Source organism: Isoptericola croceus, assembly GCF_029382255.1.
Taxonomy (GTDB): domain Bacteria; phylum Actinomycetota; class Actinomycetes; order Actinomycetales; family Cellulomonadaceae; genus Isoptericola; species Isoptericola croceus.
On sequence record NZ_JARLLG010000001.1, the window covers coordinates 1069529 to 1093044 of the forward strand.

General features: G+C 70.8%; 20 protein-coding genes. 14 read left to right on the forward strand and 6 right to left on the reverse strand.

Annotated elements, in window-relative coordinates:
- The first annotated feature begins 42 nt into the window (after nt 1–42).
- A complete protein-coding gene (locus tag PZC42_RS04935) occupies nt 43–327 on the forward strand; it encodes a class I SAM-dependent methyltransferase (RefSeq protein WP_277208936.1) in 285 nt (94 codons plus the stop codon).
- 115 nt (nt 328–442) lie between these two features.
- Nucleotides 443–2062 carry an ABC-F family ATP-binding cassette domain-containing protein gene (locus PZC42_RS04940; RefSeq protein ID WP_277209294.1) on the forward strand — a complete coding sequence of 540 codons (1620 nt, stop codon included), beginning with the start codon at nt 443–445 and terminating at the stop codon, nt 2060–2062.
- A 31-nt stretch (nt 2063–2093) separates the two neighbouring features.
- On the opposite strand, the gene PZC42_RS04945 is transcribed toward PZC42_RS04940, so the two are convergent.
- Nucleotides 2094–3236 (reverse strand): epoxide hydrolase family protein, encoded by a 1143-nt coding sequence (locus PZC42_RS04945; RefSeq protein WP_277208937.1) that lies wholly within the window; start codon nt 3234–3236, stop codon nt 2094–2096.
- A 61-nt stretch (nt 3237–3297) separates the two neighbouring features.
- Here PZC42_RS04945 and PZC42_RS04950 point away from each other — a divergent pair, with 61 nt between their 5' ends.
- Nucleotides 3298–4260 (forward strand): helix-turn-helix transcriptional regulator, encoded by a 963-nt coding sequence (locus tag PZC42_RS04950; RefSeq protein WP_277208939.1) that lies wholly within the window; start codon nt 3298–3300, stop codon nt 4258–4260.
- 15 nt (nt 4261–4275) lie between these two features.
- On the opposite strand, the gene xseA is transcribed toward PZC42_RS04950, so the two are convergent.
- Complete coding sequence (xseA, locus tag PZC42_RS04955) at nt 4276–5541, reverse strand: exodeoxyribonuclease VII large subunit (protein WP_277208940.1); 1266 nt, start codon at nt 5539–5541, stop codon at nt 4276–4278.
- Between the two features lie 94 nt (nt 5542–5635).
- Between xseA and PZC42_RS04960 the strand changes: the two genes are divergently transcribed.
- A complete protein-coding gene (locus PZC42_RS04960) occupies nt 5636–6676 on the forward strand; it encodes a 4-hydroxy-3-methylbut-2-enyl diphosphate reductase (protein ID WP_277208941.1) in 1041 nt (346 codons plus the stop codon).
- Between the two features lie 3 nt (nt 6677–6679).
- Here the strand turns inward: PZC42_RS04960 and PZC42_RS04965 are convergent, their stop codons facing one another.
- Entirely contained in the window at nt 6680–8455 is a 1776-nt protein-coding gene (locus PZC42_RS04965; RefSeq protein ID WP_277208942.1) for an SLC13 family permease, read from the reverse strand.
- A gap of 42 nt (nt 8456–8497) precedes the next feature.
- The gene (locus PZC42_RS04970) at nt 8498–10081 is read right to left on the reverse strand and encodes a DNA recombination protein RmuC (protein WP_277208943.1); all 1584 of its coding nucleotides are present in this window, start codon (nt 10079–10081) and stop codon (nt 8498–8500) included.
- A 92-nt stretch (nt 10082–10173) separates the two neighbouring features.
- Between PZC42_RS04970 and PZC42_RS04975 the strand changes: the two genes are divergently transcribed.
- From PZC42_RS04975 to PZC42_RS05000, 6 genes are all read left to right on the forward strand, one after another.
- Complete coding sequence (locus PZC42_RS04975) at nt 10174–11013, forward strand: ABC transporter ATP-binding protein (protein WP_438802908.1); 840 nt, start codon at nt 10174–10176, stop codon at nt 11011–11013.
- Between the two features lie 5 nt (nt 11014–11018).
- Nucleotides 11019–12605 carry a hypothetical protein gene (locus tag PZC42_RS04980; protein WP_277208945.1) on the forward strand — a complete coding sequence of 529 codons (1587 nt, stop codon included), beginning with the start codon at nt 11019–11021 and terminating at the stop codon, nt 12603–12605.
- 59 nt (nt 12606–12664) lie between these two features.
- Entirely contained in the window at nt 12665–13720 is a 1056-nt protein-coding gene (locus PZC42_RS22480; RefSeq protein WP_277208947.1) for a GNAT family N-acetyltransferase, read from the forward strand.
- 63 nt (nt 13721–13783) lie between these two features.
- Entirely contained in the window at nt 13784–14869 is a 1086-nt protein-coding gene (gene ychF, locus PZC42_RS04990) for a redox-regulated ATPase YchF (RefSeq protein ID WP_277208949.1), read from the forward strand.
- A gap of 94 nt (nt 14870–14963) precedes the next feature.
- Nucleotides 14964–15725 carry a class I SAM-dependent methyltransferase gene (locus tag PZC42_RS04995; protein WP_277208951.1) on the forward strand — a complete coding sequence of 254 codons (762 nt, stop codon included), beginning with the start codon at nt 14964–14966 and terminating at the stop codon, nt 15723–15725.
- A gap of 158 nt (nt 15726–15883) precedes the next feature.
- Nucleotides 15884–16234: a hypothetical protein gene (locus tag PZC42_RS05000; RefSeq protein WP_277208952.1), complete on the forward strand. Its 351-nt coding sequence runs from the start codon at nt 15884–15886 to the stop codon at nt 16232–16234.
- 281 nt (nt 16235–16515) lie between these two features.
- On the opposite strand, the gene PZC42_RS05005 is transcribed toward PZC42_RS05000, so the two are convergent.
- On the reverse strand, nt 16516–17535 hold the full coding sequence (locus PZC42_RS05005; RefSeq protein WP_277208953.1) for a DUF1990 domain-containing protein: 1020 nt from the start codon (nt 17533–17535) through the stop codon (nt 16516–16518).
- A 441-nt stretch (nt 17536–17976) separates the two neighbouring features.
- Here PZC42_RS05005 and PZC42_RS05010 point away from each other — a divergent pair, with 441 nt between their 5' ends.
- From PZC42_RS05010 to PZC42_RS05020, 3 genes are all read left to right on the forward strand, one after another.
- Nucleotides 17977–18312, forward strand: coding sequence for a hypothetical protein (locus PZC42_RS05010; RefSeq protein WP_277208955.1), 336 nt, complete (start codon nt 17977–17979; stop codon nt 18310–18312).
- Nucleotides 18313–18818: 506 nt separating this feature from the next.
- Nucleotides 18819–19427 carry a methyltransferase family protein gene (locus PZC42_RS05015; RefSeq protein WP_277208957.1) on the forward strand — a complete coding sequence of 203 codons (609 nt, stop codon included), beginning with the start codon at nt 18819–18821 and terminating at the stop codon, nt 19425–19427.
- A gap of 53 nt (nt 19428–19480) precedes the next feature.
- Nucleotides 19481–19783: a hypothetical protein gene (locus tag PZC42_RS05020; protein ID WP_277208958.1), complete on the forward strand. Its 303-nt coding sequence runs from the start codon at nt 19481–19483 to the stop codon at nt 19781–19783.
- Nucleotides 19784–19825: 42 nt separating this feature from the next.
- Here the strand turns inward: PZC42_RS05020 and PZC42_RS05025 are convergent, their stop codons facing one another.
- Nucleotides 19826–20464 carry a LysE family translocator gene (locus PZC42_RS05025; protein ID WP_277208960.1) on the reverse strand — a complete coding sequence of 213 codons (639 nt, stop codon included), beginning with the start codon at nt 20462–20464 and terminating at the stop codon, nt 19826–19828.
- An 89-nt stretch (nt 20465–20553) separates the two neighbouring features.
- Here PZC42_RS05025 and PZC42_RS05030 point away from each other — a divergent pair, with 89 nt between their 5' ends.
- Complete coding sequence (locus PZC42_RS05030; protein ID WP_277208962.1) at nt 20554–23484, forward strand: AfsR/SARP family transcriptional regulator; 2931 nt, start codon at nt 20554–20556, stop codon at nt 23482–23484.
- Nucleotides 23485–23516 lie beyond the last annotated feature (32 nt).

A 23516-nucleotide genomic window follows, 5' to 3' on the forward strand; every position in this document is an offset into this window, starting at 1 on the left:
TGCCCGTGCGGCGGCGCAGGCCGGAGGCCTAGGGTCACCGGTGTGAACGAGTTCGACCATCCCGTCGTCGCGGGCCTCTACGACCCGCTCGACCCCGACCGCAGCGACCTGGACCTCTACGTGGGGCTCGCCGGCGAGCTCGGCGCCCGGTCGGTGCTCGACGTCGGCGCGGGGACCGGCGTGCTCGCGCTGCTCCTCGCCGCGAGGGGGATCGAGACGCGCGTGCCCGCTCACCGCGCATGGGAGGGTTGGACCCGCGCACACGCACGACGTGACCGAGGTCCCGGGGACCGGGGCCGTCTCCACGTTGCGGTTCCGCGAGAGTGACGAGATCGAGACGGCGCTCGTCGGCGCAGGGTTCGCCGTCACGGGCGTGCGCGACCTCGCGTACCGACCCCGGTCATGGATGGGTGTTCGTCGCCCGCAAGGAGGAGTGAGCAGCATGGGTCATCTTGAGGTGGCGCACGTCGACTACGTGCTGCCCGACGGTCGCGTCCTGCTCGACGACGTCTCCTTCCGCGTGGGGGAGGGCAGCGCCACGGCGCTCGTCGGTCCCAACGGTGCCGGGAAGACGACGTTGCTGCGGCTGGTCACCGGCGAGCTGCGCCCGGACTCCGGGACGGTCACCGTGAGCGGCGGGCTCGGGATCATGCCGCAGTTCGTGGGCTCCGTCCGCGACGACACCACCGTGCGCCAGCTGCTCGCCGGCGTCGCGCCGCCCCGGGTCCGCGAGGCCGCTCGAGCCGTCGAGGACGCCGAGACCGCCGTCATGACGGTGGACGACGAGGCGGCGCAGATGCGCTACGCCCAGGCGCTCGCGGACTGGGCCGAGGTGCAGGGGTACGAGGCCGAGACGCTCTGGGACGTGTGCACGACGGCGGCGCTCGGCGTGGAGTTCGAGCGTGCCCAGTGGCGCGAGGTGCGCACCCTGTCCGGCGGTGAGCAGAAGCGGCTCGTGCTCGAGGCGCTGCTCCGGGGACCCGACGAGGTCCTGCTCCTCGACGAGCCCGACAACTACCTCGACGTGCCGGGCAAGCTGTGGCTCGAGGAGCAGCTGCGCGCGACCCGCAAGACCGTGCTGTTCGTGTCCCACGACCGCGAGCTGCTGGCGCGGTCGGCCGACCGGATCGTGGCGCTCGAACCCGCACCGACGGGATCGGACGCCTGGGTGCACGGCGCCGGCTTCGCGACGTTCCACGAGGCACGGCGGCAGCGGTTCGCGCGGTTCGAGGAGCTGCGCCGGCGCTGGGACGAGAAGCACGCCCAGCTCAAGAAGCTGGTACTCACCCTGCGGCAGCAGGCGGCGAACAGCCCCGACATGGCCTCGCGCTACCGGGCGGCGCAGACCCGGCTGCGCAAGTTCACCGAGGCCGGCCCGCCGCCGGAACCGCCCCGCGAGCAGGACATCCGCATGCGCCTGCGTGGCGGACGGACCGGCACGCGGGCCGTGACGTGCGAGGCGCTCGAGCTCGTGGGGCTCATGAAGCCCTTCGACCTTGAGGTCTTCTACGGCGAGCGCGTCGCGGTGCTCGGGTCCAACGGGTCCGGCAAGTCGCACTTCCTGCGGCTGCTGGCCGGTGGCGACGTGGCGCACACAGGTTCTGCGCGGCTCGGGGCGCGCGTCGTGCCGGGGCACTTCGCCCAGACGCACGCCCACCCCGAGCTGACGGGTCGCACGCTGCGCGACATCCTCTGGGAGGACCACGCGCAGGACCGCGGGAAGGCCATGGCGGCGCTGCGGCGGTACGAGCTGACGACGGCGGCCGAGCGACCCTTCGACCGGCTCTCCGGAGGTCAGCAGGCCCGGTTCCAGATCCTGCTGCTCGAGCTGGCGGGCTGCACCGCGCTGCTGCTCGACGAGCCGACGGACAACCTCGACCTGGAGAGCGCCGAGGCGCTGCAGGAGGGCCTCGAGGCGTTCGACGGCACGGTGCTCGCCGTGACCCACGACCGGTGGTTCGCCCGCGGCTTCGACCGGTTCCTGGTGTTCGGCCAGGACGGGACCGTGCGGGAGTCCTCGGAGCCGGTCTGGGACGAGGGCCGGGTCGAGCGCGCACGCTGATCACCGGCACCGTGGTCCCGGCCGGACTGCCTCAGCCGAGGCCGGCGAAGAAGGCCCGGATGTCGTTCGCGAGCAGCTCGGGCTCCTCCATCGCGGGGAAGTGCCCGCCCTCGGTATGCTCGGTCCACCGGTCGATCGCGCCCCAGGTGTTGAACGCCTTGGCCATCAGCGGGTGCGTGTCGAACACCGACCAGGCCGACGGCACCTCGGAGGCCGACAGCCAGTCGAGCCCGGAGTGCGAGGCCTCGTAGTAGAACTGCGCGCTCGAGGCGCCGCTGCGCGTGAACCAGTACAGGGACACGTTGGTGAGCAGCTGGTCACGGTCGACCGCGTCGTCCGGGGTCCGGGACGATCCGTTCGTCCAGGTCTGGAACTTCTCGGCGATCCACGCGAGCTGACCGACGGGCGAGTCGGTGAGGGCGGCGCCGATCGTGTCGGGTCGGTGGTTCTGCATCTCGAAGTAGCCCTGCTCGGCGGCCTCCTGGGTGCGTACGGCCTCGATCTGTGCGATCTCGTCGTCCGTCAGGCCTTCGGGGTACGGGAACTGGTCGCCGACCATGCCCAGCGACCTGCCGTCGCTGCCCACGTGGGTGCCGATCACACGCTGCGGGTAGAGCGCGGCGAGACGACCGGTGGTACCGGCGCCGATGTCGGTGCCGTGCGCGGCGAACCGCTCGTAGCCCAGCCGCGTCATGATCTCGGCGTACGCCTCCGTGGTGCGCGCCACCTCCCAGCCGGTGCCGGACAGCGGCGTGGAGAACCCGAACCCGGGCAGCGACGGGATGACGACGTGGAACATGTCGGTCAGGAGGGGGACGAGCCGCTGGTACTCGACGAATGAGCCCGGCCACCCGTGGCTCAGGATCAGCGGCATCGCCGCCGGGTTCGCGGAGCGCGCGTGCACCACGTGGAAGGTCTGCCCGTCGACGACGGTCGTGAGCTGCTCGTGGGTGTTGAGCGCCGCCTCCTGGGCGCGCCAGTCGAACCCGTCGCGCCAGTACTCGGCGAGCTCCGCCAGGTAGGCCGACGGGATGCCGCGGCTGAAGTCCGCGGGGTCGTCGCGGCCGGGCACGGGGTGCGGCCGGCGCGTGCGTGCGAGCCGGTCGCGCAGGTCGTCGACGTCGGCCTGCGGGACGTCGATGCGGAACGGGATGAGTGCGGTGTTCTCTGTCATGACTCCACCCTGACACCTATTGCGGCGGGTTCCCTTCCGCAATAGGTGGGAGGATCAGGACATGCTCGAGACCTCGGCCCGCCTGCTCCGGCTGCTGTCGCTGCTGCAGCTCAGACGCGACTGGACGAGCGACCAGCTCGCCGGACGGCTCGAGGTCAGCAGCCGTACGGTGCGCACGGACATCTCCAAGCTGCGCTCGCTCGGCTACCCCGTCGAGGCGCGGCCGGGCGTGGCGGGCGGCTACCGGCTGGCGGCCGGTACGGCGATGCCGCCGCTCGTCCTGGACGACGACGAGGCGGTCGCGGTGGCCGTCGGCCTCGGCGCCGTCGCGACCCGGGGCCTTGGCGCCGAGGAGACGTCGCTCACGGCGCTCGCGAAGCTCGAACAGGTGCTCCCCGCGCGGCTGCGGCGCCGGGTCGAGGCGATCCGTGAGGCGACGAGCGTGGTGCGCGGCGCCGATCCGTCGCTCGACCTGGGGATCCTCAGTGCCGTCGCTGCGGCGATCCGCAGCCGCGAGCGGTTCCGGTTCGCCTACACGGCGCACGGCGGCGTCGAGTCGTCACGGCTCGTGGAACCGCACCGGCTCGTCAGCTGGGGGTCGCGCTGGTACCTGTTCGCCTGGGACCTCGAGCGGGACGACTGGCGCGTCTTCCGCGTCGACCGCGTGGTCCCGCGGCCGCCGACCGGTGCGCGGTTCACCCCGCGCACTCTCCCGGAGGACGGTGTGGTGGAGCACGTCGTCGGGCGGGTACGGAGAGTGACGTGGCGTTACCGTGCGCGGATTCTCGTGCGGGCCCCGGCGGAGGTGGTCGAGGCGGCCTTCGGTGCGGCGTTCGAGGTCGAGGCGGCCGGTCCGGGGGCGTGCCGCGTCGAGGTGGGCTCCGACGACCCCGACCGGCTGGCGCTGTGGATCACCCAGCTCGACGCCGACGTCGAGGTGCTCGAGGGCACGGAGCTCGCCGGCGCGTTCGAGCGCCTCGCCGCGAGACTGCAGCGCGCGGCGCGTACCCGGTCCACCGACTGAGCGCGGCAGCGCCCCTCAGGACGAGGTGGCCGTGACCCGCGCGTCCAGCGACCCCGCGGCCAGCCGCACGTGGATCGCGTCGCCGGTCGCGACGTCGTCGGCGGCCCGCACGACGCTGCCGCTGCTGCGTTGCACGACGGCGTAGCCCCGGTCGAGCGTGGAGGCGGGCGACAGGGCCCGCACCTGGGCGGCGAGGCGCCCGATCTCGCCGGCACCCTGGAGCAGCGCGGCGTCGAGGCGGTGGCGGGCGTGCCGCAGGTGCTGGGTGATCTCGGTCTCGCGAGCCTCGACCATCGTCAGGGGCCGGGCGAGCACCGGGCGTGACCGGACGGCGTCGAGCCCGTGCTGCTCGCGCGCCAGCAGCGCGGTCACGGCGCCACGCATCCGCTGGCGGGCCTGGACGACCCGCTGCCGCTCCTCGGTGACGTCCGGCACGATCCGCTTGGCGGCGTCCGTCGGGGTGGAGGCACGGTAGTCGGCCACGAGCTCGATGAGCGGGGTGTCCGTCTCATGGCCGATCGCGCTGACCAGGGGAGTGGTGCACGCCGCGGCGGCGCGCACGAGGGTCTCGTTGCTGAAGGGCAGGAGATCCTCCACGGAGCCGCCGCCGCGGGCGACGACGATCACGTCCACCTCGGGCCGGGCGTCCAGCTCGGTGATCGCCTCGCACACCTCGCGCACGGCGTTGACCCCCTGGACCGCGACCTCGCGGATCTCGAAGCGCACCTGCGGCCAGCGCGCCCGGGCGTTGACCACGACGTCGTGCTCCGCCTTGGACTCGCGGCCGCACACCAGCCCGACGACGGCGGGCAGGAACGGCAGCGGCCGCTTCCGCTCGGCGTCGAACAACCCCTCCGCGGCGAGGACCCGGCGCAGCTGCTCGATCCGGGCGAGCAGCTCGCCGACGCCGACCTGACGGATCGCGGTCGCCCGCAGGGACATCCGGCCCGTCTTGACCCAGAACTCGGGCTTGGCCTGGACCACGACGTGGTCGCCGACGTCCGGCTTGCGGTCCAGCCCGTCGTAGGCGCGGGTCAGCATGTTCACCGGGAGCGACGCCTCGACGTCGGTGTCCCGCAGGGTGACGAACTGCATCCCCGAGGTGCGGCGGTAGGTGTGCTCCACGACCTGGCCCTCGACCCACACGGTGGACATCCGCGCGACGTAGTCGCGGATCTTGGTCGACAGCAGGCGGACCGGCCACGGACGCTCCGCCGTGGTCTCGGCGGCGCGCTCGGGCAGCGGCTGCGGGGAGTCTGATCCAGGGCTGGCGTCGGTCACGCGACCCAGGATGCCGCACGTCACCCACAGCGCACGTGCCGGACGGCAGGCGACCGTCACAGGCTCTCCACACCATGCCTCCTAGACTGGGCGGGTGACGACGACTGCCCCCGCCCCTGCCCGCACCTCGACCAAGCGTGTGCTGCTCGCCGCGCCACGCGGCTACTGCGCCGGCGTGGACCGTGCCGTGGTCGCGGTGGAGAAGGCGCTGGACGCCTACGGTGCGCCGGTCTACGTGCGCAAGGAGATCGTGCACAACAAGCACGTGGTCGACACCCTGCGCGAGCGTGGCGCGATCTTCGTCGAGGAGACCGACGAGGTGCCCGAGGGCGCCCGGCTCGTGTTCTCGGCGCACGGCGTCTCGCCAGCGGTCCGCGAGGCGGCGGCGGCGCGCAGCCTGGACACGATCGACGCGACCTGCCCCTTGGTGACCAAGGTGCACAAGGAGGCCGTGCGGTTCGCCAAGGACGACTACGACATCCTGCTCATCGGCCACGACGGGCACGAGGAGGTCGAGGGCACCGCCGGCGAGGCACCCGACCACGTGCAGGTCGTCAACTCGCCCGACGAGGTCGACAAGGTCGTGGTGCGCGACCCGGACAAGGTCGTCTGGATCTCGCAGACCACGCTGTCGGTCGACGAGACGATGGAGACGGTGCGCCGGCTGCGCGAGCGGTTCCCGGAGATGCAGGACCCGCCGAGCGACGACATCTGCTACGCCACCCAGAACCGTCAGGTGGCCGTGAAGAAGCTCGCTCCCGAGTGCGACCTCGTCATCGTGGTCGGCTCGGCGAACTCCTCGAACTCGGTACGGCTCGTCGAGGTCGCCCTGCAGGCCGGTGCTCGGTCGTCGTACCGTGTGGACCGCGCGACGGAGATCGACGACACCTGGTTCGACGGCGTCACCACGGTCGGTGTGACCTCGGGCGCCTCGGTGCCGGAGATCCTCGTCGAGGACGTCCTGCGCAAGCTCGCCGACCACGGGTACGGCGACGTCGAGGAGGTCCGCACCGCCACCGAGGACTTGATGTTCTCCCTGCCTCGCGAGCTGCGGGCCGGTCTCCAGCAGGCCGGTGGGGCGGACGACCGCCCTCGCCCGCAGAAGCGTCGCGAGCTGCCCATCCAGCCCGTCTGAACGTCACGCCGGCGCGGGCCAGAACAGTGGCACCAGCGTGACGGCCGCCACGATCACCAGGGCGGTGAACATCCACCCGAGGCGGGCGTAGTCCGTGAAGCGGTAGCCGCCCGGGCCGTACACCATCATGTTGGTCTGATAACCGATCGGTGACAGGAAAGACGCTGACGCGGCCACCGCCACGGCGATCGCCGCGCCCCGCGGGTCGACACCCCCCGCGGCGGCGGCGTTGACCGCGATCGGCAGCATCAGCAGTGCGGCGGCGTTGTTCGTGATGAGCTCGGTGAGCACGATCGTGGCGAGCACCAGACCCAGCAGCACACCGTGGGGCCCGAGGACACCGGCCACGTCGACGAGGCCGCCGGCGATCGTCTCGGCCAGACCCGAGCTCTCCATGGCGGCCGCCAGGCCGAACGCCGAGGCGATGACGAGGATCACGTCGAAGTCGATCGCCCGCCGTGCCTCGGACGCCGTCAGCACCTTGGTGGCGATGACGACGGCGGCCGCGATCAGCGCGCCGTTCAGGATCGGCACGAGCCCGGTAGCGGCCAGGGTGACCACCGCGGCGAGCAGGGTGACCGGGACCCACGCCCGCGACGTCGCCACGGGAGGGCTCCCGTCGAGCTCCGCAACGAGCAGGAAGTCCGGCCGGTCGCGCCAGCGGTCGCGGAAGCCGGGGTCGCTGACGATGATCAGCGTGTCACCGAGCCGGATCCGTTCGGTACCCAGCCGGTTCGCGACGAGCTGTCCGGACCGATGGATCGCGAGCACCGCGGCCTGATAGGTGGACCGGAACCCGACGTCCTTGAGCGTCTTGCCGACCAGGGGCGAGCGCTGGCCGACGACCGCCTCGAAGTAGCGCACGGACGGTTCCTCGAGGTCCAAGACGTGCTCGAGCTCGGTGGACCGCAGTCCGGGTGTCTCCTGGAGGTCGACGACACGGTGCGCGGGACCCACGAAGTGCAGGCGGTTGCCCCCGCGCAGGACGGTCTCGGGCCGGACCGGCGCGATCACCGTGTCGCCTCGGTCGACGGAGGCGAGGAACAGCCCGTCCAGCCGCCGCAACCGTGCCTGCTCGACCGACCTGCCGTCGAGCGGGCCGCCGGAGACCACCTGCATCTCGAAGGAGAACCGGCGTCCCTCCTCCTCGACCTCGGCGCGCGCCGAGCGGCGGTCCGGGAGAACCACGGGTGCCATCAGCACGAGCAGTGCCAGACCGATCAGGGCGATCGGCAGGCCGACCCGGGCGATCTCGAAGAAGCCCAGCTCATCCAGCCCGAACGTCGTCATCTGGCTCGAGACGACCAGGGTGGTCGACGTACCGATGACCGTCAGCAGCCCACCCATGATCGCCGCGAACGAGATCGGCATGAGGAACTTCGACGGGGCGATGTCGCGACGGTCGGCCCACGCCGACACCTGCATCACCAGCATCGCGACGACGGGTGTGTTGTTGAGGAAGGCGGAGGCCGCCATCGTCGGGGGCAGACTGCGCAGCAACGGCCTGCGGTAGGTGCCACGGTCGCCCAGCGTCCGTTGCATCACCGGTGTGAGGGCGCCGGTCTTCTCGACCGCGGCAGCGAGCACGAAGAGTGCGGCCACGGTGATGGGCGCCGGGTTGGAGAACCCCGAGAACGCCTCCTGGGGAGTGACCACACCGAGCACGAGGACGGCTACCGCTCCGCCGAGCAGCACGAGCGATGGTGCGATGCGTCCACGGACGAGCAGGGCCAGCACCCCACTCACCACGGCGAGCGTCAACCAGGCATCAACGGTCACGGTCTGCCTCCACGGACGCGAGGGTACCGGTCCTCGGCCTGGTCACCCCGCCGCGGCGTCAGCGTCGTCCGCGGAGCCGTTCTCGGAGTCCTGGTCCTCGCGGGTCGCCGATGCCCGCTCGAGCGCCCGGCGGTCGGCCTCGACCAGGGCCTCGAGCGCGGAGTCTGCGCTCACGGAGTCGATCGCGACCACGCCGCCCTCGTCGGCGGCGAGCAGCTCGGGCTTGGTGATCGGCCGAGGAGTCTCCTGCAGGCCCCTGACCTCCGCGATCTCGTCCCGCTGGTCCACCACGTCGAGCTCGACCATCCGGCGGGCCGAGGTGAGGACGTTGCGCTCCAGCGAACCCACCATCGAGTTGTAGGCCTTCGTCGAGGCCTCGAGCGAGCGCCCCATCTTCGTCACGTGCCCGGCCATCGTCACCAGGCGGGAGTGCAGCTCCTTGCCGACCCTGAGCACCTGTTGGGCGTTGTCCGCCAGCGCCTGCTGACGCCAGGAGTAGGCGACGGTGCGCAGGAGCGCCAGCAGCGTCGCAGGGCTGGCCAGGATCACGTTCTTGCGCGCCGCCTCCTCCATGAGCGACGGGTCACGCTCCAGGGCGGCCGACAGGAACGCCTCAGCAGGGACGAACATCACGACGAACTCAGGCGCCTGGTCGAAGAGGTTCCAGTACCGCTTGGACGCCAGGTCGTCGACATGCTTGCGCACGTGCCGCACGTGGGCGGCCATGCGCTCGTCGCGGACCTTCGGGTCGTCCGCCTGCTGCGCCTCCAGGTAGCCGAGGAACGCCACCTTGGAGTCGACCACGATGCGCTTGCCGCCGGCGAGGTTGATCACCATGTCGGGTCGCAGCGTCTCACCGTCGTCGTTCGTGGCCTGGACCTGGACGTCGAAGTCGACCTGCTCGATCATCCCGGCGGCCTCGACGACCCGCTGGAGCTGGAGCTCGCCCCACGCGCCGCGTTCCTGCGAGGACCGCAGCGCGGTGACGAGGTCGTTGGTCCCCTTGCGCAGCTCGGTGTTGACCTCGGCGAGGCTGCGCATGTTCTCGCTGAGCCGCGAGTCGAACTCGATGCGCTTCTTCTCCTGCTCGGCCACCTCGAGGCGCACCTGCTCCAGGCTCTTGCCGATCGGCTCCACCAGGGCGGCGAAGGCCTTCTCGCGCTTGGCCAGGGTCTCGTCGCCGTGCATCGCGGACTGCTTGAGGCGCTGCTCGGCGAGGTCCAGGAACTGCTTGCTGCTCGACTGCAGCACCTCTCCGGCCAGCGAGCGGAACTGCTGGGCCGTGCGCTCCTGGTCGCCCTTGACCTCGGCGAGCTGGCGCTCGGCGTCCTGGCGGACCTGCAGCAGCTGCCTGTCCGCCTGCTCGCGGAGCGAAGTGAGCTCCCGGGCATGCTGCTCGCGGGCGTCGGCCAGCCGTCGCTCGGTCTCCTGACCTGCCTGCTCGAGCTGGTCGCGCAGCGCCGCCGTCTCGCGCCGGGCGCCGGCGAGGTCGCTCTGCAGCCGGACCGACTCCATCTCGCCGGACCGGTCCTGCCCGGTGGTGCGCAGGGCGTTCCAGAGCCAGCCGACGAGCACCCCCACGGCGAGGGTCCCGAGCGCGAGCAGCAGAGCGGTGGTCGTCTCCATGCCCGTCAGGTTGCCACGGGGCACCGACAGTCGTGCCGGTGCCACCCGGGGAAGGGCGCGATCGGCCCGGACCGGACCGTTACGGTGGTGCCGTGACCGTGCCTCCCGACCCTGCTGAGCAGGGTTCTCCCGCGTCCGGCTCTCCGCCGCACGTCGTCTCCGACCCGTCGGCGGCGCTCAGCCTGCGCGGCCTGTGGAAGAGGTTCGACGACAAGATCGCCGTGGCAGGGATCGACCTGGACGTGCCGGCCGGTTCGTTCTTCGGCCTGGTCGGCCCCAACGGCGCCGGCAAGACGACCACGCTGTCGATGGCGACGGGGCTGCTGCGCCCCGACTTCGGCACGGCCCACGTGCTCGGGACAGACCTGTGGGCGCACCCGGACGAGGCGAAGGCGCGGCTCGGGATCCTGCCCGACGGCGTGCGCCTGTTCGACCGTCTCACCGGTGCCCAGCTGCTCACCTACGCCGGCCTGCTGCGGGGCCTCGACCGGGTGACGGTCGCCGAACGGGTCGACGAGCTGCTCGCGGCCATGGACCTCACCAGGGACCGCGACACCGTCGTGGTCGACTACTCCGCGGGCATGACCAAGAAGATCGCGCTGGCGAGCGCGATGATCCACGCCCCGCGGATCCTCGTGCTGGACGAGCCCTTCGAGGCCGTGGACCCGGTCAGTGCCGCCAACATCCGCGACATCCTGCACGCCTACGTCGCCGGGGGCGGCACGGTGGTGGTGTCCAGCCACGTCATGGACCTGGTGCAACGGATGTGCTCGCACGTCGCGATCATCGCTGGCGGCCACGTGCTCGACGCCGGCACGGTCGAGGCCGTCCGCGGCGAGCAGACGCTGGAGGACCGGTTCGTCGACCTGGTCGGTGGCCGCCGGGAGACGGAGGGACTGGCGTGGTTGCGCACCTCGTCCGACTCAAGCTGAGGCTGTTGGCCAACACCCTGCGACGCAGCGCGTGGCAGACCATCGGGCTCTGCGTCGCCGTGCTGTACGGACTGACCGTCGTCGGTTTTCTCGTGGCCATGGCGGTGGTGGGCGGTCGGAGCGACCCGGTCCTCACCGGCCAGGTCCTGACCGTGGCGGGCGCCGCCGTCGTGCTCGCCTGGTGGGTGGTCCCGCTGTTCGCGTTCGGTGTGGACGCGACGCTGGATCCGTTGCGGTTCGTGACCTTCGCGATCCCGCGCCGCCGGCTGCTCGCCGGTCTCGCGGCGGCCAGTGCCGTCTCCGTCCCGGCCGCCGTCACCCTGCTTGCCGCGCTCGGCACCGCGTTCGCCTGGTCGAGCGACCCGCCCGCGCTGGTCGCGGCCGCCGTGGGTGGCCTGGCCGTGCTGGCGCTGTGCATCCTGGGCTCGCGTGCGGTGACGTCGGTCTTCGCGCCGCTGCTGGAGTCCCGCCGGTACCGCGAGGTCCTCACCGTCGTGGCGATCGTCCCGCTGCTGCTGATCGGGCCGGCGATCGGCTGGTGGTCCGGGGTCGCGGAGAAATCGGTGGACGAGACCGGCGTGACGGTCACGATGACGGGACCAGGTAATGCCGTCGCAGCGTCCGTCGTGGCTGCGGCGGACGTCGTCGCCTGGACCCCCTTCGGCGCGCCATGGGCGTTCGCGGGTGCGGTGCACGAGGGAGAGTGGGGACTGCTCGCTGCCCGCGTCGTCGTCGTCGCGGTCACCCTGGGCGTGCTGTGGCGGGTGTGGGACCGAGCGCTCGCCCGTGCCCTGGTCAGCCCGCGTCGTGCGGCCGCCGGGGGACGGGTGCGCGGGCTGGGCTGGTTCTCGAGGTTGCCCGCTACCCCGACCGGGGCCGTGGCCGCGCGCTGTGCCACGTACTGGGTGCGGGACCCTCGCTATGCGACCTCCCTCGCGATGGTGCCGCTGCTGCCGATCGCGCTGGCCATGGTCGGGGTCTCGTCGGGAGTGGGCGCCGGGCTCCTGCTGGTGGTGCCGCCGTTGGCGGCGTTCATCCTCGGGTTCGGGGTCTCCAACGACATCGGGTACGACAACACCGCGTTCGCGCTGCACGTGGCTACCGGTGTGCCGGGCCGTGCCGACCGGTGGGGCCGTGTGCTGCCGGTCCTGGTCCTGGGTGTGCCGCTCGTCGTGGCGCTGTCCGTCGCCGCGGTCGTTGCGGCGGACCGCTGGGACGCCCTCCCGGCGCTGCTGGGTCTGTCTTTCGGGGTTCTCGGTGCTGCCCTGGGGACGTCGAGCGTCGTGTCGGCGCGGATGGTCTACCCAGTGCCCAGGCCGGGCGAGAGCGCCTTGAAGACGCCGCAGGGTGCGGCATTGGCGACGATGGTGGCGCAGTCGGCGGCCTTCGGCGTGGTGCTGGTCCTCACGCTCCCCACGATCGTGCTGGCGCTCCGGGGCATCCTGGGGCCGAGCGCCACGACGGGCGGGGTCGCCGTGGTGGTCGGGCTGCTCACCGCAGCCGTGGCTCTGGTCGTCGGCGTGCGCTGGGGTGCACGTGTCTACGAGCGTCGCCAGCCCGAGCTGCTGGCGCAGGTCGCGGCCTTCCGCTGACCTGCGCGTCGGGGCCCACGCACCCGGGCGTGTCGCGCGGACCTGCCACACTGGTCGGCGTGAATTCTGCGAGTGACCGCCCGGTATCGACTCTTCCCGACGACTGGACGGCGGTGGCTCCCGAGCTCTCCGACGTCCCGCGGCTGGGTGAGCTCCGCGGGCGGCAGGCGGCGCCGTACACGGGGTCGGCCGCGTTCGAGACGGCCGCGATCGAGAACGAGGTCGCCGGTCAGGCGTCCTGGACCCGGCGGCAGGCCGTGGTGCGCGACGCCGCCGGCGTCGTCCGCGCCTGGGCGCACGCCCACGACCGCGCGGCCGGTCGCGCCGTCATCGGCATCGAGGTCGACCGGACGATGGACCAGGAGCTCCAGCAGCAGGTGGCCGCCTGGTGCTACGGGTGGCTGGCCGACGTCGGTCGCGAGTTCGCGCAGCTCAGAGGCCTGGAAGCCACCCAGCTCGACGCCGGGGCCTTCGCGGGTGACGACGTGCTGCGAGGGTGGCTGGCCGCGGCCGGGTTCGACCACGTGCGCACCTGGTGGCAGATGTCGCGGCCGGTGGAGGCTCGCGAGGGCGAGCCGGGGGTTTTCCCCGCCCCCAAGGACGGCGTGACCGTGCGCCGGGTGGCTCAGCACGACAACGGCATGCCGGTCGCCGAGGACCTCAACGCCGTCTACCAGGTCCTGGAGACGGCCTTCACCGACCACTTCAACTCCTACCAGGAGTACTTCACGGAGTTCGTGCAGCGGCTCCGCGAGGACCCTGGGCACCGCTGGGACCACTGGTGGCTGGCGTTCACCCACGACCCTTCCACGCCGGACGCGAAGCCGGTGCCGGCCGGGGCCCTGGTGGGCTCGGAGACCGGGCCGGACGCCGAAGGCGACAGGGGCACCTACATCGACTACATCGGTGCGCTGCAAGTGGCGCGAGGCCGGGGGGTGGCCACCGCGCTGCTGTACGCCGTCATCGCTGACGCGGCCGCCAGCGGCCGTCGCCGGGTGGGCCTGGAGGTCGACGCGGACAGCCCCACGGGCGCCGAGTCGCTCTACACGAAGCTCGGCTGGCGCACGAAGTACACCACCGAGTCCTGGCACCGTGACGTGACGGTCCAGCCGTGACGTTCCAGCAGTGACGTCGCGGCCTGGCGGCCGGCGTCGCGTCGATGCGTAGACTGGGCCGACGTGGCACTCACTATCGGCATCGTCGGCCTGCCCAACGTCGGCAAGTCCACCCTGTTCAACGCCCTGACCCGCAACACCGTGCTCGCGGCGAACTACCCGTTCGCGACGATCGAGCCGAACGTGGGAGTGGTGCCCCTGCCGGACGAGAGGCTCGGGAAGCTCGCCGAGATCTTCGGCTCGGACCGCATCCTGCCCGCCACCGTCTCGTTCGTGGACATCGCCGGCATCGTCAAGGGTGCGTCCGAGGGTGAGGGGCTGGGCAACAAGTTCCTCGCCAACATCCGCGAGGCGGACGCGATCTGCCAGGTGACCCGCGCCTTCGACGACGGCGACGTCGTGCGCGTCGAGGGTTCGCAGGACGCCGCCGGGGACATCGAGACGATCTCGACCGAGCTCATCCTGGCCGACCTCCAGACCCTCGAGAAGGCGCTGCCGAGGATGGAGAAGGAGGTCAAGATCAAGAAGGGGGACCCGGTCCTGCTCGCCGCGGCGAAGCAGGCCCAGGAGATCCTCGAGGCCGGCACCACCCTCTTCCAGGGGGCGAAGGCCGCGGGCCTGGACCTCGCCGAGATCGCCTCGTTGCAGCTCATGACGGCCAAGCCGTTCATCTACGTCTTCAACACCGACGACGCCGGGCTCGCCGACACCGCGATGCAGGCACGCATGAGCGAGCTCGTCGCACCGGCCCACGCCATCTTCCTGGACGCGAAGTTCGAGGAGGAGCTCGTCGAGCTCGAGCCGGACGAGGCGGCCGAGATGCTGGCCGAGACGGGGCAGGCCGAGGCCGGTCTCGACCAGCTCGCCCACGTGGGCTTCGACACCCTGGGCCTGCAGACGTACCTCACCGCCGGTCCCAAGGAGGCCCGCGCCTGGACGATCCGCAAGGGCTGGACCGCCCCGCAGGCGGCCGGCGTCATCCATACGGACTTCGAGCGCGGCTTCATCAAGGCCGAGATCGTCTCGTTCGACGACCTGGTGGAGCACGGCTCCGTCCAGGCCGCCAAGGCCGCGGGCAGGACCCGCATCGAGGGCAAGGACTACGTGATGGCCGACGGCGACGTGGTGGAATTTCGGTTTAACGTGTAGTCGCGTTCCGGACTAGCGTCTGATCGCGTTCCCGCACGCGCGGAGCTTCCGCGTCGCCGAGAGGTGCTAGTGATTGTGCCGATACACTGTACGGATGTCCGACCTCGATCCGATGCACTTCGAAGGTGTATCAGGAAAGTACGCCGAGGCCAGGCCGCCGTATCCGCCATCGCTTTGGCAGGATGTGCTGGCAACGGATCTGGTCGCGCCGGGCCGTCGCGCGCTTGACCTCGGCGCGGGCACCGGTCAGGCCACGGAGGTGCTCCTCGCTCACGGAATGGACGTAGTTGCGGTCGAGCCTGGTGCCAATCTGGCAGCGACCATCGAGGAACGGTTTCCGCGCGCAACTGTGATCCGAGCGCGGGCCGAAGACATTGAGCCCTCGGAGCATTCTTTCGATCTTGCCGTTATCGCGACGGCACTTCACTGGATGGATCTCGGCATCGTGCTGCCGATCATCCATAGGTCTTTGAACGACAACGGTCGACTCCTGGTGTGGCGTAACGTATTCGGAGACCCCACGGCAGAGATCACGCCGTTTCGTCGCGAGGTGCAGCGCATCGTCGAATCCCGCGGGGTCGGTCGGGTCGGCAATCCTGAAAACTCCCAGGTGACGGCGGACAAGATTGCCCATTCGGGATTGTTCGCAGTCGAACGAATCTCCCGATACAGTTGGGCGATCGACCTCACGACGGACCAGGTGCGAGCCCTGTTCCGCACCTTCAGCGATTGGACACCTCGCGAGGTGGACGTGGTCGCGTGCGCGGTGGACAAACTTGGTGGACGCGTGTCAGAGAATTACACGTCCTGGCTCATTTCGGCGACTCCTCAGGCGTCCCAGATGTCCCCGTTGTGATTCGGGCGGGACTCAGAGAGGGCCAGCACGATTCGGTCATAGCCTCTTATCTCCGATGCGAGATGGTCCGTTCGGTCGGAGTGGGGGCAGAGGTTGGTATGTGCGGCGACGTAGTCGAATTTAGGTTCAATGTGTAGTCGAGCTCGGATGGGAAGTACATGACGGACGTGCCGAACGAAGACCGCGCTGTCTACCGTCGCTCTCGCGATTGGATCGACTACGCGATTCACGAACTCCCCAGCGGTGTGTTGTGGGGTGCCAATGGTGCGACGCCCGCACAGTGCGCTGAGATGCTGAGCGACCTGGACGCGTTCGCGGGGATCTGCGCTCGTCTTGGCCTCGATGACCACACCGAGTTCATCGAGGCATGCAGATGGCACTTCGACCACTATCCGCACTATCTTGGCCGCCGTCGCCACTTCGTCGACTATGCGACGTACATTCGTGACCGACGAGGGTCGTTGCGGGTTTCTCTGCCACCAAGTCCGGACTGGTTCCAGCGGACATGACCGACCGCTGTCGTGCGCTGCTCGAAAGCGATCCGTGAACCGCCCTGTGAGATGTTCTCACCAGCGTGATTGTCGGGTCCCGCGTTGAAGATTGAGCAGCACGAGTGCCGTCCGGTTTGCGTGTTTGGCGACTTGCATCCTGGTCCTGGGACCCCGCTGCTGCCAAATGCACGAGCGGACGAACCAGGTCTGACGGGCTACCGGCTCGCCCCGGCCGTGCAGCGTGACCTCTCTCCAATAGAACCCGCCGTACGGAGCGGCCTGTCCGTCTACCATGACCGTCAGTCGGGTGGGAGCATCGGGAAGGTTGCTTGTCGACCGCTGCGCCGGAGTGCGCGCAGGTAGCGGCGGCGATAGACGCGCTGGGCGATCAAGGTCGGCGGGAAGAGCGCACCCCGTAAGTTCCGGCCGGCACGCGTGAGGGAGCGCAGTGTCAGGCTCACGTTCCCGTCGTCGTCCCGGCTGACGATGAACGCCTCCTCTCCGGAGACCGGGTGGCCCTCCAGGGTGCCGTAGGCAAGGGCGGCCCGGCGGCTGGTTGCGACCGTCGCGACGACCTCGACGGGCTCTCGCACGCGCAAAGGACCGACACGTGCGACGAGCCAGGACCGCTCTCCTTCACGCGCGCTACGTCCCTCCTCCAGCGGCGGATCGACGGCGAACCCGCTCCGGGTCTTGACGCCCCACGACAGGACGGCGGACGACGCCTCGTCCCAGAGGTCGCTCCCGGAGCCGAGCCGGACGGTGCGTTCGTACGCGCGCCATCCGTCGGGTGGCTGCCACGGCTCGGCATCAGGTGCCGTTGCGCCGACGACGCCGTAGCCGAAGGCCCGTTGGCCGAGGTGGTACTCCGAGAGCAGCATCAGGCCGTCCGCACCGCTACCGACCTTGGTGATGGCAGACCTCACGGCGAGCTCCTCGGCAGGAGTGAGCGCGAAGGCCGTGCTCGTACCGGTGTCGTTCACGTCCCAGATGAGCCTGCCGTCGCCGCTGTATCCGTCACAGCCGATGGTGAACGGCGCGAGCACGAGCGCGATGTCGAAGTCCTCGTCGATGCGCGGATCGAGAGTGAGGGAGGTGCTGCGTCGGCGGTTCTTCGCCAGGCGACGTTCGGCCAGCCGGACGGTCCCGCGAACGTCCGCCGGCCAGTCACAGTCCGAGATGATGTCGACGTGGACCTCGGCCAGGCGGTCGCGCTGGGCCACCAGCGCGCCCCTGATCGCCGCCTCGGCGCTCGCCCGGGTCACGTCGTCGCCCACGCAGAACCAGCGCGCACCGTCGTCCTTCACCGCTCCGCTCACGCCGCACATCCTGCCGCACTGCGCGATTCGCGGTGGCGCCGGGCATGGAGAGACGTCGAGCCCACCTTCCGCAGTCCGCACCCTGTCCGCAAGAGGTCCGCATCCCGCCGTCGGACCCCACCCACGCCAACGGCTGGGATCGTTGGAATTCCAACGATCCCAGCCGATCCCGCCTCCGGCGCGCACCCACCGTTTCCCCTGGACAACGTTCCGCTTCAACGTCTGAGCCGCACCTCTCGACTCTTCCTATAACCGGAAGATATCTTCCTGTTCTGTGAAGACTCTCGCTCCGCAGTTGACGCCGTTCGTGCGTTCTGATGCGGTCGGGGCGATCTCTGGCCGAGACGCTCGGGCATCCTGACCGGGAGTTCACGCTGGCCGAGCTCGGGCGGCCTTGTTCGCGCGAATCAGGATCATCCGCTGTTCGCCCTGATGCGAGACTTGATCGCCGCGACCTATGGACCCGTCCCGGTGCTCCGTGAGCTCTTCGAGGACCTGGGTGGCGTCGATCAGATCATGATCTATGGGTATTGGGCTGCGCGCCGGGCAGGTGAGAGCGGTGCGTTCCCGAACGACATCGACGTGCTCGTCGTCGGCGACGCTCCACGCAAGACGCTCACGGCGCTCGCATCCGAAGCCAGCGCTCGGCTCGACCTCCCTGTGAACGTCACTCGGGTCGCGCCCGACGACTGGTGTGCCGACGAGCCCTCCCCATTCGTTGCGACGATCCGCTCGCGACCGGCTGTCGATGTGAGGACGGGTGACGTCCATGCCTGACGTCATCGACCAGATGCTCGCGAATCGCCGGTTGGAGCGCGTCTCCGTGAATCGCGAGCACGTCACGGGGATCGCCGCTGCTGCACTTGTCGAGGACCGAGCGCTGGCCGAGCTGCCGCGTAGACGCCGGGCCAGTCACATCTGCGGAGCTCGAGGGCCTCAGCGTGACCCTGAGCGTGGTCACCGAGGCGCTGCGGCGTACCCAGGCACTTGCCTTCGCCAGGTTCAGACAACTTCGCGGGCTCGGCGCCAAGGTGTCAGGCACTCCGGTCAGCGCGTCGCTGGATCTCGAGGAGTCAATATTGGTCGGGCAGTGCCCTCTCAGGCCGCGGAGCGTGAAAGGGCCGGAACTGCCGATGAGCGAGCGGCAGCGACCCGAGGGATGGCGCCCTGTCGGTGCGCGGGCGGTGCTGTGCCACGACAAACGGCAGCGCGCGCGGGACGATGCTGTCTGTGGATGTCGACACGGTACCGCCGCGGGCGGCGGTCGGATCGAGCGGGCTCTCATGACGACCCTTCGGTTCCTCGCGATAGTCATGGGCGCTGCCCACGGCACCCTCTGGCTGCTGGCCGCCAGATGGGAAGCCCCCGGCCGCGACGTCGACGTCCGGGCGCGTTTGCCCCGGCCGCCCGCTTGGGTTCGCGCGGGCTACTTCACCTTGGTCGTGCCGTTGGTCTATCCAGCTGTCGTTGCCATAGCCCCCGGCTGGGGATACGCCGGACCGCTGAACTGGTCGTCACCAGTCGACGCGATCCTTCAGGTCATCGGTGTGGCGGCGTGGACTGCTGGTGTATGCGTCCTCGTCTGGGCGTCGCGGGCCGTGGGTCACTACACAGGGATCGATGGGGTGGCAGAGGGACAGGAACTCGTGACCTCGGGCCCGTACCGGTACGTGCGACATCCGATCTACGCGTGTTTCACCGTGATTGTTTTCGGGCTCGCCCTTGTGTTCAGCAGCTACCTCCTCGTGGCCGTGGCAGCCGTGTGGTTCGTGGCAAGCCTGTGGTGGGTATCTGCGGAAGAAGCGTTGCTCTCGTCGGCCGAGGGCTTCGGCGGCCGCTACCAGGCCTACCGCAGAACGACGGGGCGGTTCTTGCCGAGAATGCGTCGGTAACGCGCAACAAGATCCGCCCTCATATGCCGTGATCCGCGCGGCCATCCGAACAAGTGGCCGCGAACATCGCGTTGCCGATGGGGGATCCCTTGTGGGACGGCAGGTTCGTGGGACTCGGGCCGTCGCCCAGGTGTTCGCTCGGCTCGTCGACGAGACGAGCCAGGGGCTGGCCGAGCTACCACCTGCAGCCGTCCGGCGACGGCGAGACGCTGGTCCGCCATCGCGGCAAGCTGGTCTCGTACGGTGTGTGGCGCCTGGGCACACCGATCTGGCGGCGGTTCGCCGTCAAGGAGCGCACCATCAGGGTCGACGCGCTCAAAGCGTCCTTCGAGCAGGATCCGCGCTCATCGCCCTGACTGTCGGCGGGCTCACGCCCGACGCGGCGCTCGCGCCGACGATCACACGACGACGGCGGCCCCGGCGAGGGTCAGGTAGACGCCTCCCGTGACCACGCTCAGCCGTCGGCGCGCACCCGCGGACTCACGGAACCGCGCTGAGGCGCGGCCCGCCACGACGGCGTAGGTGCCGTCCACCAGGGTGGCCAGTGCGACGAAGACGAACCCGAGGGCGGCGAGCTGCGCCGTCGTGCCACCTCGCGCTGGATCGACGAACTGCGGCAGGAACGCCAGGAAGAAGATCGCGGTCTTGGGATTGAGCACGTCGACCAGGACGCCGTCGCGGTAGAGCCGCAGCGGGCGGTACGCCGCTTGCTCGTCGTGCCAGGGGGCGTGCGCCCGGCGCACGGTCCGGAACTCCTGGACGGCCAGCCAGACCAGGTAGGCAGCCCCCGCCCACCGCACCATGCCGAACGCCGTCGGCGACGAGGCGAGCAGGGCGGCGAGCCCTGCAGAGGCTGCCAGCACGTGCGCCAGGGCTCCGGTCTCGAGCCCCAGCACGGAGTACAGGCCGGCGCGGCGACCGTGGGCGATGCTGCGTGCGACGACGTACGCGACCGACGGGCCCGGGACGACCAGCGTCACGAGCGACGCGGCGCCGAACGCGAGCAGCACGGGCATACTCGGCAGAAGCATCGTCATGAGGTCCTCGTCAGTCGTCGGTCGGTGGCGGCCACCGTGAACCGGGTGACTTTCACGGGACTTTCATCCGTCGCCCGGAGAGGAGGCGCATGATCTTCGGGACGCTCGGCAGCCTGCGGGTTGTGACCGACGACGGCCGCGACGTCGCTCCGGCAGGCCGCGTGCAGCGCACGCTCCTGGCGCTGCTGCTGGTCCACGCGAACCGCCCCGTGCCGGTCGACACCCTGGTCGAGGCGATCTGGCCGGACGACCGTTCAGGACGCGCCCAGGCGAAGCTGCAGCTGGCCGTGCACCGGCTGCGCACGGCGCTGGGCGAACCGCACCGCATCGCGTACGACGCGGGCGGCTACCGGATCCGGGTCGCCGAGGCCGAGTACGACGTCGCGCGGTTCGACGCGCTCGTCTCTCGCATGCAGGTGCGTGGTGTCGTCGCGGGGGAGGCCTGGACGCTCGGTCAGGAGGCGCTCGCGCTCTGGCGTGGGGGCGCTTTCGAGGACTTCTTCACCCCCGAGATCACGCCGGAGATCGCGCGGTGCGAGGCCCGACGGCGGTGGGTCCAGGAGGTGTGCTTCGAGGCGGCGATCGCTCGGGGCCGCCAGTCCGCTGTCCTGGGCGACCTCGAAGGGCTGGCGAACGACGAGCCGATGCACGAACGGCTCCAGGCGCTGCTGATGCGCGCACTGCACGCCGACGGGCGGACGGCCGAGGCGTTGGAGGTCTACTCCCGGGCCCGCTCCGCGCTGGTCGAGGAGCTCGGCCTGGAGCCCGGCCGGGACCTGCAGGACGAGCACGCGAGGGTGCTGGCCGGGGAACACTCGAACAGCGCGGCCCGTGCCGTCCCGACCGTCCCGGCGCAGCTGCCCCGACCGACGCCGGACCTCATCGGGCGCGAGGATCATCTGGCCGCGATCGACCGCGCGATGACCGGCGGCTCGAGGGCTTGTGTCGTCACCGGCACGGCCGGCGTCGGGAAGACCGCAGTGGCGCTGGCGTGGGCACACGCGCACCGTACGGACTTCGAGGACGGTCAGCTGTTCGTCGACCTGCGGGGGTTCAGCGGCTCCGATCCCGTCGATCCCGCCGAGACGCTGTCCGGCTGGTTGCGGACGCTCGGCATCGAGGCTTCCGCCGTGCCGACCGGGCTCGCGGACCGGTCCGCGCTGTTCCGCAGCCTGCTGGCCGAGCGACGCGTCCTCGTGGTGCTGGACAACGCCCGCTCCTCGGACCAGGTCCGGCCGCTGGTACCCGGGACCACCTCGTGCGCGGTCCTGGTGACGAGTCGCGAGACCTTGCCCGGGATCGCTGCGCGTGAGGGGGTCGATCTGGTCGAGCTGAAACCCTTGGCGCCGTCCGCGGCGGACCGCCTGCTCCAGCGCCTGGTCGGCGATCGCGCCGCTCGGCAACCGGGTGCCGTGCGAGACCTCGGTCGGGCCTGTGGCCGGCTGCCGCTGGCGTTGCGGGTCGTGGCTCAGCAGGCGCGGGCGCGGCCGGAGCAACCGCTCGAGGACATGGTGGCCGAGCTCGGCGACATCCGTCGCCGCCTCGACGTCCTGGACCCTGCGGACGGTGCGGCCACCGACCTCCGCGCCGTGCTCTCGTGGTCGTACACCGCACTGGCACCGTCGGCCGCCCACCTGTTCCGCCTGCTCGGTCTGCTCCCGGGTGTCGATGCCGACGAGGCCGCACTCGTCGCGATGAGCGGGGCCGATCGGCGTGACCTGCGTCGTCGCCTGGATGCCCTGACGCAAGCGCACCTGGTGGAGCGTGACCGGGCCGGCCGTTACCGGCAGCACGACCTGTTGCGCGCGTACGCGCACGAACGTGCCTGGCAGGACGACCCGCCGGAGGTGAACGAGCGTGCACGGACGCGGCTGCTCGAGCACTATGCCCGAGCAGCCGCTGGTGCCGCCGGGCTGGCGCAGTCGGACCGGTCGGGTGCGGATGGGCTGCCTGCCGGTGTGCACGACGCCGCCACCGGGGATCGATGGTTGGCGAAGGAACGCGATAACGTGCTCGACGCCGTCGCCGTGGCACGCGTGGAGGATGCCACCACAGTGTTCGAGCTGGTCGAGGCCTATGGCCACCATCTCCGGGTCACGGGCCGGCATGAGGAGGCGTTGCGGCTGCACGCGCAACAGCTCGCCCTCGCCGAGTCGGTCGGCGACCTCGGCGCGGCGCGTGCCGCCCGCATGGGCGTGGGCAACGTCAGGATGCGTGCGGGGGACAGGGCAGGCGCCGAGGCCGACTACCGTGCGGCGGCAGCGGTGAGCGAGCGAGCCGACGATCCGCTGGGCCGGGCAGCCGCCGTCATGAACCTGGGTGGGCTGGCCTTCGACAGAGGCCGCCTGTTGCTGGCCGACGCCCGGCTGCAGGAGTCGGTCCACGTGTTCCGGGAGCATCGCGAACCGGTGGGCCTGACCATCGGTCTGTGTCGCCTGGGGGACAGCGCGCTGGCAGCCGGCCGACCTGAGGAGGCTGAGCAGCACTTCGCCGAGGCGCTGCGGTGGAGCGACGAGCACGACGTCGCGATCGCCCGCGGCGAGGCGCTGGTCGGGCTGGCCGAGTCGGCACTGGCGTGCGGCGACTCGTCGCGGGCTGAGGAACATGCGCGGGAGGCGATGGCGATGTCCGAGGACCACCCCGGTTCGGAGGACGAGCCGGTCGCTCTGAGCGCCCTGGCAGCGGTGCGCATCACGCAGGGCCGTACTGCCGAGGCCGACGAGCTGTTCAGCACCGTGATGCGGCTCGCTCACCGGCTCGGAGCGGTCGACGTGACCATGTCGGTCATTCGACGGTACGTGGTCGCCGCCCCCCACCACGTGGCGGACCCGTTGTTCCGCGAGGCGATCGCGTACGCCGTCGAGCACGGCTTCGCCGGCGTCGAGGCAGAGCTACGGTCCCACCGTGCCGACGTCCTGCGATCCCGCGGTGAACCGGACGCCGCCCGGGCCGAGCTCCACCGGGCACGGGCGCTCTTCGCCGCGCTCGACGACCCTCGTGCCGCCCAGCTGGCCGAATGACACCGGGAATTCCATTGCTCCGTGGCAGCGCT

Bases quoted from the DNA above. Each gene is read 5' to 3' on its own strand.
- PZC42_RS04940 (WP_277209294.1), top strand. From the start codon at position 443: ATGGGTCATCTTGAGGTGGCGCACGTCGACTACGTGCTGCCCGACGGT.
- PZC42_RS04945 (WP_277208937.1), bottom strand. From the start codon at position 3,236: ATGACAGAGAACACCGCACTCATCCCGTTCCGCATCGACGTCCCGCAG.
- PZC42_RS04950 (WP_277208939.1), top strand. From the start codon at position 3,298: ATGCTCGAGACCTCGGCCCGCCTGCTCCGGCTGCTGTCGCTGCTGCAG.
- PZC42_RS04970 (WP_277208943.1), bottom strand. From the start codon at position 10,081: ATGGAGACGACCACCGCTCTGCTGCTCGCGCTCGGGACCCTCGCCGTG.
- PZC42_RS04995 (WP_277208951.1), top strand. From the start codon at position 14,964: ATGTCCGACCTCGATCCGATGCACTTCGAAGGTGTATCAGGAAAGTAC.
- PZC42_RS05000 (WP_277208952.1), top strand. From the start codon at position 15,884: ATGACGGACGTGCCGAACGAAGACCGCGCTGTCTACCGTCGCTCTCGC.
- PZC42_RS05015 (WP_277208957.1), top strand. From the start codon at position 18,819: ATGACGACCCTTCGGTTCCTCGCGATAGTCATGGGCGCTGCCCACGGC.
- PZC42_RS05025 (WP_277208960.1), bottom strand. From the start codon at position 20,464: ATGACGATGCTTCTGCCGAGTATGCCCGTGCTGCTCGCGTTCGGCGCC.
- PZC42_RS05030 (WP_277208962.1), top strand. From the start codon at position 20,554: ATGATCTTCGGGACGCTCGGCAGCCTGCGGGTTGTGACCGACGACGGC.